The sequence below is a fragment of the Enterobacter sp. 01-M-02-SI-ECC genome (assembly GCF_047530595.1).
GTDB lineage: Bacteria > Pseudomonadota > Gammaproteobacteria > Enterobacterales > Enterobacteriaceae > Enterobacter > Enterobacter cloacae_M.
In genome coordinates this window covers 59402-71782 of the sequence record NZ_JBLKCZ010000019.1, presented here as the reverse complement: position 1 = coordinate 71782, position 12381 = coordinate 59402, and the positions used below count along the sequence as shown (strand labels likewise).

The following is a 12381-nucleotide window of genomic DNA, read 5'->3' as shown; positions in this document are numbered from 1 at the left end:
CTGAGGATAATTTATGGACAAGATTGTACATTTTACCGTCATTAATACTTTTAACGATTTACTTATTGCGAAAGCCTCGCTCGACCGTAACATTGTTGAGATCAACGCTGGTAAGCGCTTTGATCATTTTGAAGAAGGACATGATCAGTATGTACAGAAAGTGACTGACGCTTTACTTATCGTGGAGGGACGTCTGGAGAACCTTAAAAAATGAAACATTCAATTTTTTTTACTCACGATGGTTATTTATTGCCAGCGGTCGTAAAGCCTTTCCACGGTAACGATGGGCACTATTATGCCATGATCACACGTGAATGCTTTGCCTGCGGAGGGACAGGAGAAATCGCAAACGCCGTCTGCGTGACATGTAATGGAAGCAAAACGTCACCGGCCACAGAGGAAAAACTGGTACTGAAAGAGGGCATCGAATTTCTTGAAACTATCCCGGAATTTCGCTGCAATCCCGATCTAGACGCTTGGAAACGTAGGCACAGCGGGCACCTGGCATTGTTACAAGCCGATAATTCTAAGTTTGCAGTAAGCATTTCACAGCAGTTAAACAACAATCTCTTTTTAACAGTTCGTCAGTTAGAATCTTTCTACTCAACTTACCAACCCGTTTCTAAAGATTTGCCAGAAAACGCTGATGTACCTGTTGAGCATTCTTTCAGCATTGGTGATGTAGTGAGTATTGATATCATTTTTACAGAAGTGCGAGCTGCTTTTTCAAAAGGCTCCCACAGCTACTTTTTTACTTTTACAGGCAAAAAGCAGAATGATGGATTCGCATTAACAGGTAATGTGCAGGATCATGTTTTATTGGGGCATAGCTATCATCTTTCCGGAAGGGTGAGAAAGATCCACTATTTTGACTCTGTGCCCTACGCATTACTGACGGTGTTTAAATTAACCACAAAGCCTAGTGCGTAGTGAACAGAACTCCCAAATACAGGGTGTTTATTCATTAGCCACAGGCTTTCTGCACTGTCGTGCCGACTCACTCACGTCAAATTTGTTGCTCACGCATCGGGTTTTTACCCGGTTTTAAACTCCGAAAAATATGCCTATTTCTTTAAATTCAACACCCGTTATTAACTAATCTTTTAAATTAAAAATGATAATCTTATTAATTATATATTTAATTTTATTCTCCTTAACATTCAGGTTAAGGCGATTTTGTTAAAACGGAGTGATGTATGCAAAATGATCTTGGACTTGGGTTCATCTGCAAGTCAGCAAGAGCGTCAGCAAAAATTATATCCCGGAAAGTTACTTTTCCGCTAAATGGCTCGAGTACTACAAAACTTACCCTAACGGGACTACAGTGTCATCCATCCTGCCGGTTTCCGTTTTACCAGCTGTCTATGCTAATCCACAACCAGCTCGCTGATCATGCCGCCAACGTTGTCGATGAAAATGCTCCGTTCACTGTATCCATTAACATACATGAATGGCTGAGTCGTGCCAGAGTGGCATTTATTGATTATCACGGTCTGCGTAATACCGATAAAACAGCAATGATCACATTGGATCATCTGGAAGAATTACTTACTCACTTGTCGACTACATTGGCCGTATATATCCCGTATTCAAAGAAGCGCCTGAACTTTAGCTTTCTGACGTCCTTTACACTGATCAAAACATCACAGTCTTATACTTTGATGTTCCCTGGTGTGCTGCGGCCGATCTTGGTGTTACTTGGGGGGTTAATTCAGGAATTTATGACCGAGAAGTTATTGAAGAGACGTAATACCCAACTTGTCATTTTTGAATATTTGCGAAAGTCTCGGCGCCATTCCCATAAAATTACCGATATTGCTAACGCTCTTCAGTTGCAGACGGTGAACGTACGAATCATGCATGTTCTTACCCAACTTGCAGATCTGGGGCTTATATCGTTTATTTGTGAAGGTAAGAGAGGGGAGCGGTCCATCGAAGAGCTTCAGTTTATTCCTTATGCCAGTCGGGACCATTCCGAAGTTTTGAGCTTTGAGGAATGGATAAGCCCGATCGACTAACCACTGACTGTCACTTAACGAAGGACAGCCAGGATCTCTTTTTCCTTTTTTCGCGATTTTGATTGACTGCCGACAGAACGGTAAGCATTGAGAGTATGAATTTCAAAACCGCGTTCTTCATAGAGCTCCAGCGTAAAGGGAGTCAAGCTGTTGGATATGGCCACTGAAGCCCCTTTACGATGAGCTGCCACCAGCATATCCGCCAGTTTAACATGTGCGCTCTTATTGAACGGTATGCCGTCATAACTGACAAAGCTGGTTTTGCTGATTTTATCATAAGGCGGATCGCAATAAATTTGGTCACAACCACCAGCACTCTCCAACGTCAGACCAAAATCTGCGGTTGTCAGCTCAACGCCAGAAAGTCTGAATGAGAGATAATCGACTTTCTGGGGGTCCAGAGTTAACTTGGATCGATTCCCCCACGGAACTGAGTACTTACGTTTCAGATTGTAACGACACAGGCCGTTATATCCGAGTCGGTTCATTGCGTAGAAAAGGACTGCTCGTTGCAGCGGGGCATCATCCAAACTGGTGCTGTTAAACGTGTTCCTCAGCTTTAAGTAATCCTCTTTATCAAATTCCCTTTCCGCCAGAAGATTCACTTCTCTGATGAATGCCGATTTATTCCGCTGGATGTTGCGGTACAGATTGATTAGATCCGGATTACTGTCTGCCAAGAGTGCATCGGTGGCAAACATGTTAAGGAACACAGCGCCCCCGCCGATAAGTGGTTCGACCCACCGACGGCTCTGATCATGTGGGAAATGCTGACTGATGAATGGCATCAGTTTGGTTTTACCCCCCGCCCATTTGATGATTGGTGTATGTTTTCGCAACGCGTATTCTCCTTTAAGCATTATCGGTATGTCACCCTTATGGTACCGAAAGCCGGATTACAACCAACAAGGTTTAAGCAGGGAAAATCGCGGGTGTTGTGAAAGAAATTTTCATTCCGACACATTTTTTTATTTTTTTTCACTTTTTGGCAAAAAAGTTAACTACCTTCTTAGCTCGCATAAACATTTGTTTTTAATTGTTTATTTAATCTTTTAGGTCTGAGCATCAGAACGTTTTGCTTCGCGAAATTCGGAATAAACCCCAAAAGTACCTTTTTAACGAAAAAGTGAGATTTTTTTTTCCGGTAGTATTCACGCACAGATGAAAGGTATGGCAAAAAAGAATACAACGGAGTATCTATGAGTGATCTGATGACTGATTCCCAGCAAACTAACTCACGGGTCTTTAAATCACCCCTCGTGTCATTTTCAACAGTGACAGGTTCCGGCCGATTCGTCAGTGGCATGAAGCAGTTCCGCGACGCGAACCCTGACCTTTGTAATGAAGTCACTGAACAAAAAGCTTGGGCTATCAACCCTTCAGTGGTTCAAATCTCGCCAGGCTTCAACTCCCGTGAGATGGGGATGGGGGAGGCATATTACCAGCTGCCGGAAGTCGTAGATCATCTCAATAACATCAAGTGTGCATTCATCCGGGGTGATTACGTTGACCCTATACGCGTTCTGATCAAAGACGGTATTCCGTACGTTTGCCAGGGCCATTGCCGTTTAAAAGCGGCTTTAATGGCTCAGGCAGAAGGACATACTGACCTCACCATTCTTTGCATCGAGATGAAAGCCGATGAGATCAGCTGCGAACTGACGACAATTGACGGGAACCGTGGTCTGGCTCTTTCTCCAGTGGCACTGGGTGAATCCTACAGACGTCTTCAGGCGCTGGGCGGATGGTCGCTTGATCGTATTGCCGAACGTGAGGGCAAGAGTAGTACAACCATTGCTGCTCTCATTCGTCTGACCGGATGCTCTGTCTACATCAAAAAATTAATCCATGCCGATGCTATTTCCTATGTTGCAGTCCTATCCCTTATTGATGAGTTCGGTGAAACGGAAGCCATCTCTCGTATCGAAAAAATGATCGCCGAGCTTGAGAAAGCTGATTCAAGCGGTATCAAGATTAAGAAGACGCCACGTGGCAGTATTCGTGTTGTCCCTTCCGATTTTAAACCGGCACGTGTTCCACCTGTTCTCGCCACAAAAGCCGTAGAAGGGGTCAAACTCATCACTACGAGTTTGTTGCAGAAACTCGGTGATATCCAACTTCCCGAAGTGACCGACTCCAGCGAAGATGAAGAAATTTCCTTTACGTTGAACCGAAGCATGCTGGAGATGCTCAAGAACCTGCAAAGTGAGATCACTGAAGCAGAAAACAAGCAGCTTCGCCGGGTCGAAAATCGGCAAGCTCGATTGAAAGGGGAGAAAGTGACTTACAAATCCGCGAAAAACACAAATACTGGCGGAGAACCACAATCTGAAGCACCACCAGCACAGGCTTGAATTAAGCATTTCAACTTATGAGTAGCACATAATTAGAAGTACGATATTCAAGAACGAGCCACCCAGGCTCTCGCCCATTGCCCCTACTAAGTAGGGGCTTTTTTTTGTCCTGTCTCCGGCACGCTTTCTCTTCATTAAAACGACATCTGTCTGTCCTACCTCCCGCAGCGCAACTTTCGAGATTTTTATGTCGCCCAACCTATTAGCTTTTTGAACGAGGTTGATATCCTGGTAATAGATAATTCCTACATAAAGGACTGATACTATGTCTGCTGTTGAATCTAATTTCCCCCAAATTGGCGCCCCAGGGAACTCTCTGGTCGCTTGTATGCCCCTAACTGGCCTCAGTGTTAACGAGGATAACTTTCTGCCCGAAATGCGGGAAGAGCTTGGCATCATTGCCAGCCAGGTCGAATCCTATAACGAAGAGCTTAGTTTACTGAGGTCCATGTCCACTCAGTTTATGAAATACGGAAATCAGAAGCTCTATTCCTACCTCTCGGGCTATAACCATCTCATTTCAGAAACAGATGCCCTGTACGCAGAAAATGCACTTCGTTCTGAGTACTGGAAGCGGGTAATGGCCCTTACCGATGTGCTGTCCGTGATGTCTGACGAAAAAAAGAACGAATGGGACAAGCAATTTACTGCTGACCGGTATCACCGGCCTCCGCAAGAGATCCCTGAGTTTACACTCGACGCAGTAGTTGCCACGGTTGTCACATTGCTCAATGACCGGCATCAGTTCATTAAAGAGCGCGTCTATGCCGTTTTTCAATCATTAAGCCGTCACCACAAAACCAATAAAGCTTTTGGTTTCTCAACCCGCATGATCACCGTCGGTGTCTGTGAAGGGGTGAAAGACAAGTGGGTAAAACTTAAAGTTGAATTCAAAGAATCAGGACTCATGCCACTGTCGGAACTGCGGGTGATCTGTTCTTATTTCCGGGGAGAAACAGTTAAACCGGTCTATGACACGAAAAAAATGGTTGAGAATATGGTTGGTCATGCTGGGTTCAGAAATTGGATCAGCCTGGATGGCAACAGTATTCGTTTTCGGGTTTACAAGAATGGTTCGATGCACATTGATGTACATCCTGATATTGCAGAACGGCTTAACAACATTCTTGCTGCCATTGTCCCTCTGGCGCTGCCTACTGAACGCTTAGCCCATTACAAAGCCACGTTGCAGGAGTTCCCGGCACTGAAACGCTGCATCGATTTTCATTCACGGATGCAGCTCGCAGAGCTGGAATTCACTCGGAATGAAAAGGAATGGTCCAGCTGGACATCGCTCGGTTATGCCGGTGAGTTCGCTGATAAAACGCGGCAGGTGAACGCGGAGGTTCTGCGGTTCCTCGGTGCCCGGATTACTAGCTACCATGTGACATTTGATTATGACCCGACCGAAGTGATGCGCTTCATCGGTCATATGGGTGCCATGCCCGATATTGTATCCCACCAGTTTTACCCTTCATCGCTGCGACTCAGTGAATACGTCGCATCCATTATTGCGACCGGGGAGGGGGAGCGACTGCTAGAGCCAAGCATCGGGCACGGGGATTTGCTGCAATGTTTTCCTAAGAGCGTCAACGTTACCGGCATCGAACTGGATACACTAAATTGTCTGGTCTCCCGAGCTAAAGGTTACGATACAACGGAGGCCGATTTTCTGGCATGGTCAGCAGCGAACCCAAATCAGAAATTCGACTGCGTGGTGATGAACCCACCTTTTGCTGACAACCGGGCTAAACTCCATCTACTGGCCGCTGCGTCTCATCTCGTTTCCGGCGGGCGTTTAGCGGCCGTCCTGCCGCTATCCCTTCAGGGGATCGATAACCTGCTGGGCGAGGGATACCGTGCTGAATGGATGGACACCTTCGATAACGAGTTTGACAACACTGCCGTCTCCGTCCGTGTTCTGTATGTAGAATGCCTTTAACTGAAGGAAAGACCATGTCTGAAATCTCACCTGGCCTGCCAGAGGACCAAAATGATGTTGAATTTATGATGGATGATTTCCAGCAGAGCCTGGGGAAAAGTAAACCGGTACATGAAGTGCAATTTCTGGGAGAGTCACCGCAAAGTGAAGACTCCGCCAACGCTGCCGATTCGCCCTGGTTTGAAAACTAACCTGTTAAAGGAGTTGGTACAGATTGCTCCCTTTATGGGCTCCCTACAAGATAGCGGGGAGCCCGAGCAGTGGTTATTACTCAGGATGAGATAAACTGTGATTAATAGTGCATGTTAAGCACTTCGCATTCCTGCTTTTATTGGCGAACATTTCACTCTTTTTTTCTTGTTTTTTATATCCCCTTCCCAGAAAAGTTAGCCTTGCTCACTTGGTATTATTGATACCTGACTGGGGGAGGATAATCATGAAATGCAGGGCGATACTTTTAGCACCACTCATAGCTTTTTCGTTTACGGCACAAGCTGAGATTGCAGAGTTAAGATTCAATGACACTCAGAATCAACCAAAGATTGTTGTTCCATCTGTGCAGTGGATTAATCCAGCAACCTCATTCGAGGCTGATGTAATCTCCGGCTTAGACCGGTACGTCCAGTTGTCGTTACTTAATGTCAACGGTGCAAGCTTGTGGAGCACGAAAAGTAGCAAAGTTACGGTTGATGACCGTATGACCTCCAGTAGCGGGTATGACTATTATGGAAAAAGGTTAAGTGTCCCTGCGTTTGGTGAAGATAATTACACCCTGAGGGAAGTGATCACAGATCTCCAAAATAATGAAATTTCTCGCCGGGACTACGTTATATCTATCGACCGCACTCCCCCTAAAACTAGCACAATTGGATATACGCGAAATGGATGGCAATATGGTAGCGAAGCCATCTTTACCAGCGTTCCTTCAGGTATGCAGTATGCCTCTGTTCAGGCTCTCGTCTTTTCAGGCCTTTCAGACAGTCGCTCTGGTCTCGACCGGGCTGAGTACTTTCTTGTCGATTCGAACGGCGTTGAACGAAAGAGAGGGGCTGTAATTAACCTGGTCGATAATTCAGTAACCGTCCAAAATACTACTGCGAGCGATCCAGCCCTGGCGCCAGCTTCTCAGTCTGAATACCGTATGGGCCTTTATGTTTATGACAAGGCAGGAAATAAAGCATCAGTAAGCAGACAAAGTGTGATTGATCGGGTCAACCCTCCTTCTGTTCTACAGGTGCTTAATACCAGGACAAATACCTGGGAAAACTACTCAGCTGGGATAACTGTTTACAGTAATCCAATATCATTGCGGGTACTCAGGAATAAAAGTAACTTTACTGCTGCTAATAAAACAAGCTTTGGGTGGGCAGATGCCAATTATCAAAGTTCTGACAGCACATATAATATTTATTCGTTCAATTTTGTTTTCCCCAGTACCGGTGATATTTATCACGAATTCCAGACACTTGCGGGAGGCGTTCGTCGGTACCATCACTCTGAGTTATCTTTCACTCCTTCCCCAACCATGGAACTTGCACCAAAGGTCACAAGCAAAGAAATTTTTCGTAGTGATACCGGTAAATGGAGCAGTGCTACTGGGAATGTAAGAACTGCCAAATTTACCCAAATACGCGTGACTACCGAACCTCGTAACTATGTACAACGGGTTGCAGCTAATTCGAACCGTAACTGGTACTGCCTTATCCCGGTAGGAAGCACTGGTTGTACCATGAACGTGGATTATACCTTTACTTCCGATAAGGGGATGCAATACATCCATCTGGTCTCAGGTAAAGACGGTACTGCTATTTATGATAATCTGGCTGGGGCATTCGTAGTGATTTGGGATAACAACCCACCGGTTATTAACGCCGTAAAAATTAACCGTATGGATAAAAATGTAACCATGACGGTTACTGATGATGACCGGATAAATGGATGGCAAATAGGAGCATGGGATACCCGAGAATTTGGCGTGGTGCTTAAAACCGAAACGGGGAATGTGATTGACCTACCCGCCAGGACATGGACAGAGAGTGATTTTAAAACAAAAAACGCGGTCATTTCCTATGCTGATCTGCCGGACGGCAAATATACCGTTCTGTCCGCCTATGCAAGAGATCTTGTGGGCAACACGGCAAACTACGTGATAAATGATTTGCTTACCATTGACTCCACTGCCCCTCTAATTTCCTACCGGTATCTGAATGATGATCCTGAAGGCAAACTGGTTAAGGGACTAGAAAACCTCAGAATTAGTGTAGCTGACCCTTCAGGTGACGCCTCGCTTGAATCACTGGTGTTGAGCGGTGGACCAAACAGTGAACAGGTGACATTAGCTTATTCCAGTCAGGGCTCAGGAGTTTATACGCCAGAGTACCCGCGTATCTTTCCCGTAATAGCAAAAGAGGATGGCATTTATACAATTGAAGCTCACGCAGTCGATGCCTCTGGAAACCGGTCCTCGAAAAAGCTCAATTTCCTCTATCAACCAGCAAACATGATCACTCTGGACAGGCTACGTACCCTTGCTACTGCGGCTGCACTAAAGACCACGGATAACCAGCCACTGGCTTTTATCCGGACAAGCGTACTTCGCCGAAAGGATGGTTCTGTCATTACTGGGCAGTTAAACGGTACGCTGTCCGTGCGGAAAGATGCTGACTTCCCGGTAAGTGTAGCTGGCGTAACCGTTGCGCCAGGAGAGACAAAGGCAATCATTTTTGATATGGGGCAGGGTGAAGAACGTATTTATTCTGTCACACCAGGAAAGAGTGGCGTTTCTGGTACATCTGAGTTTGCCGTGGAATTCCCGCAGTTCTGAATAATTTTGGGGTGTCGTTAAGTCGGCACCTTGCTGAAATATAGCCAAACCTCCACCCATATCTTTCAGTTCCCGCACTGTGGCATTTACATCAAAACATGAATTCTTGCTTACTTGTTCGTGTACGAAAAGTCACTTTTTCTCGTCCTGGTGAAGATCCATCTCAATAGTCAATCCGTTGCCAATTTTTACCTCGCCAAAGTTGTTATAACGGACATTTTCAAAAGTTTAAAGCTATGAAATACCTCTGATAACCAGCAAGGTCAGAAGAAATGATTTTGTAAAATAGGGACAAATACATCCCGGGAGCATCACATGCGTAAAATACTGACAGGCTGTATCATTGCCACGGCCATCTCTTCAACTTATCCGGCGGCGGCTCAGATTTTCAGTTATTCCTATACCGACACCAATCAGCTGGCAATGACGCTTAAGCCTGCAACGCAGAGCTATCTCAATCCGGCTGGCGCCCTGACCCTAAACTTAATTTCCGGTCTAGACCGGTACGAACGTGTGACTGTAACCAGGGACAGTGATAAAAAGGTTATGTATTCGGGACTAACGGCCAAGATAAGTGTTGCAGACCGCATTGTTGCTGCCGACGGCACAGAGTATTACGGAAAGGACATGGGGTTACCTGCACTTGGTGAAGGGTCTTTCACGGTAATCAATGACACGCTAGATCTCCAGCAAGCCGTCGTAAGTTCCACAACGTATCGTTTCACCATCGATACTACAGCGCCGAAGTACACCAGCATATACCCAAGCCAGAACGCAGGCTATGACATGGTCCTGAGTGGACCACTTTGGGAGCTCGGTCGCGGAGGTTCTGGCCAGTTTTCCATCTTTGCTGACGGCGTTGATGATGCGTATGGCATAGACAAGATCCGGTTGGTCATCAAGCGCAGCAATGGAACAGTCGTTTCCGATAATACACTCAGCTACGACACGGCGGCAAAACGTGCCTTTTACCCCTGGATAAAGGAAGCGGTCACTCAACCTGGCATGCCCACCAGCGATCTCAATGAAGAATTCACCTTCAATTTTATCATCACTGATAAGGCCGGAAACACGCTGAATATTCCTCCGCAGCGCTTTTTATTTGATGACCAGATAGGTGAATATACGCCCTTTGCGGTCCATGACTCACGAGTCAGTACGAGTGTGGTTCCAGGGATCTCTTCAGGGTACGTACCGTTTGTGCGGGGGCTCTCTGTACTCGAAAACCCGTACCGGATGGTCATTCGTATTCCCCGAACTAACTGGCAGCCATACCGTAACGGCGGCATCACCATTCTTAACAATTATGGCGGCTCTAAGGTTATTTCAGAAGACACGACCTATGTGTACGTAGAAGTGAAGCTCCCACAGGGTACTCTGGATGGAAACTACTATCGCCCTGTGAACAGGTACCAATGGGCCGGTGGCGGTCTGACTCAGTACGCCTCCTGGCTGAACTGGGACCCGGCGGCGGTAAAAAGTCCTGCGTGGGGGAGTCCTGCGATTGAGCGACAGAAGTCTGACGGCACTTGGTTCAATAGCGTCGACTGGAAAAATTTTCTGGCTTCAGATATGCCGGTGAACCTAACCAAGATCCGTTTCACTGTGCAAGCACGCCCCTACGAACAAGCAATTACCGGCAGTGCCACCTGCAAGATCCCTGCCGGGTCAACGTCGTGTACTGTCGACCTGACACAGGCGATTACAAACGGTACCACCGGCTATATACATACTGCCTATGAAGTGCGTTCGACAACCGAGTCCACCTTCTTCATGCCGCTCTGGGAAAACATCGCCTGGCATACAAAGGGGCCCACAGTTACTGGCTACAACTACAATGATGCGACCAACATTCTTCAGGTATTCGTCAACGAGCCAGGAGACGGATGGTATTTCGATGCCGTTAAACTGAGCCGGGTGTGGTTGTCTGACAAATCCCGCAATAACGCGGATATCAACGTGACAGGAAAACAAACGGGGCGTAACACAGCAACCGGGAATTATACTTACGACTTCAACCTGAAACAGATCCCGGAGGGCAGCTATAACGTGCAGCTCAACGCCCAGGATTCTTTCAGCAACACGGGAAGCTTAGCCTACAAAACCGTGACGGTCGATAACTCGCCGCCGTCCATCAGTATCAACTACGAAAACAAACCTATCACCAGCAACGTGACAGTGTTCGGCTTGGAAAACGTCCGAATTCAGCTCGCAGATACTCTGACCAAACCCTCGTTAACTCGCATGACGCTTCGAGGTGGACCGGTATCTGATGCTGTTGAGTTGTCCTGGGTAAATCTCGGAAATGATCTCTATACACCGAATTACCCGAAGATCTTCCCGTCACTTAATGACGGTGAAACCTACACGTTGACCGTGTATGCCAAAGACGAGATGAACAACGTTAAAGAAAGCGCCGTCGAATTTAACTACCTGCCGAACAACCTGGTACGTCTGGAGAACCTTAAGACCATCTCCGTCAGTACCGCCCTGAAAACGTCCGACAACACGCCGCTGGCTGTACTGTATGCCAGCCAGCTGCGCAAGAAGGACGGTTCTATCGCAACAGGGAAACAGGACGCGATACTGACGGTACGTAAGGATGCGGCCTTCGGCGTTACGGTGAATGGGGTTTCCGCAGCACCAGGGGAGAGCAAAAACGTTCAGCTGGATCTGGGTCTGGGTGACAGCCGCAGCTTCCCGATTTTCCCATCGATTTCCGGCGTCAGCGGAACGTCAGAATTTATGCTGAATATCGAGGAACTGAAGTAAAAGCGAGGCAGGGTGACCCGGTACCGGGTCACCCTTTCAAGGTAATGGCACCGCGATGATGATTATCCCATCTTATCCAGATTCCGGTCACAGGTTTATGCACCGTTTTTGTGGATAACCTGATGTCCCATCACTAAAACCGCAAATGAAACTGGCCTGCCGCTCTCTGCGGATCTGCCCATACACCTACCCGTCAGCATGGATCAACACATCATTCACCCGGCATAGTGGATTTGGGCAACTCTCCTAACCGGGAAGCGTGTTGCTTTTCATCTTTAGCCACGAAAACCCATCCTTAAGAGGCGCCTAAACGGGAGGCTTTTTTATTTCACCATGACTCCAGCACCGAAATTCGCTGGACTACGCTACAGCCCGATACAGCAGGTTTATCAATGACTTAAGCGAGTTCAACATATGCCGGTGCTTTCCGAAACCTGACCTGACTTCCGACCGCCTGACTCCTATCCGGCC

The 12381-nt window shown here is 46.8% G+C and carries 9 protein-coding genes; 8 read left to right on the top strand and 1 reads right to left on the bottom strand.

Annotation, left to right across the window (positions count from 1 at the left end; genetic code table 11):
- The first annotated feature begins 13 nt into the window (after positions 1–13).
- The 3 genes from ACMWLG_RS19785 (at position 14) to ACMWLG_RS19775 (ending at position 2018) form a co-directional block, all read left to right on the top strand.
- The gene (locus ACMWLG_RS19785) at positions 14–214 is read left to right on the top strand and encodes a hypothetical protein (RefSeq protein ID WP_022652148.1); all 201 of its coding nucleotides are present in this window, start codon (positions 14–16) and stop codon (positions 212–214) included.
- Positions 211–930 (top strand): hypothetical protein, encoded by a 720-nt coding sequence (locus ACMWLG_RS19780; protein ID WP_015063095.1) that lies wholly within the window; start codon positions 211–213, stop codon positions 928–930. The genes ACMWLG_RS19785 and ACMWLG_RS19780 overlap by 4 nt, the downstream gene beginning before the upstream one ends.
- A 266-nt stretch (positions 931–1196) precedes the next feature.
- Positions 1197–2018, top strand: a complete 822-nt coding sequence (locus tag ACMWLG_RS19775; RefSeq protein ID WP_015063094.1) for a hypothetical protein — start codon at positions 1197–1199, stop codon at positions 2016–2018.
- Positions 2019–2032: 14 nt separating this feature from the next.
- Here ACMWLG_RS19775 and ACMWLG_RS19770 read toward each other — a convergent pair whose 3' ends face one another.
- The gene (locus tag ACMWLG_RS19770) at positions 2033–2878 is read right to left on the bottom strand and encodes a DNA adenine methylase (RefSeq protein ID WP_166792053.1); all 846 of its coding nucleotides are present in this window, start codon (positions 2876–2878) and stop codon (positions 2033–2035) included.
- Positions 2879–3217: 339 nt separating this feature from the next.
- Between ACMWLG_RS19770 and ACMWLG_RS19765 the strand changes: the two genes are divergently transcribed.
- The 5 genes from ACMWLG_RS19765 (at position 3218) to ACMWLG_RS19745 (ending at position 11910) form a co-directional block, all read left to right on the top strand.
- The gene (locus ACMWLG_RS19765; protein WP_022652146.1) at positions 3218–4372 is read left to right on the top strand and encodes a ParB/RepB/Spo0J family partition protein; all 1155 of its coding nucleotides are present in this window, start codon (positions 3218–3220) and stop codon (positions 4370–4372) included.
- A 265-nt stretch (positions 4373–4637) separates the two neighbouring features.
- On the top strand, positions 4638–6314 hold the full coding sequence (locus ACMWLG_RS19760) for a DUF4942 domain-containing protein (protein WP_015063091.1): 1677 nt from the start codon (positions 4638–4640) through the stop codon (positions 6312–6314).
- A gap of 14 nt (positions 6315–6328) precedes the next feature.
- Positions 6329–6505: a hypothetical protein gene (locus ACMWLG_RS19755; RefSeq protein WP_022652145.1), complete on the top strand. Its 177-nt coding sequence runs from the start codon at positions 6329–6331 to the stop codon at positions 6503–6505.
- Positions 6506–6750: 245 nt separating this feature from the next.
- Entirely contained in the window at positions 6751–9138 is a 2388-nt protein-coding gene (locus ACMWLG_RS19750) for an Ig-like domain-containing protein (RefSeq protein ID WP_022652144.1), read from the top strand.
- A gap of 315 nt (positions 9139–9453) precedes the next feature.
- On the top strand, positions 9454–11910 hold the full coding sequence (locus tag ACMWLG_RS19745) for an Ig-like domain-containing protein (protein ID WP_022652143.1): 2457 nt from the start codon (positions 9454–9456) through the stop codon (positions 11908–11910).
- Positions 11911–12381 lie beyond the last annotated feature (471 nt).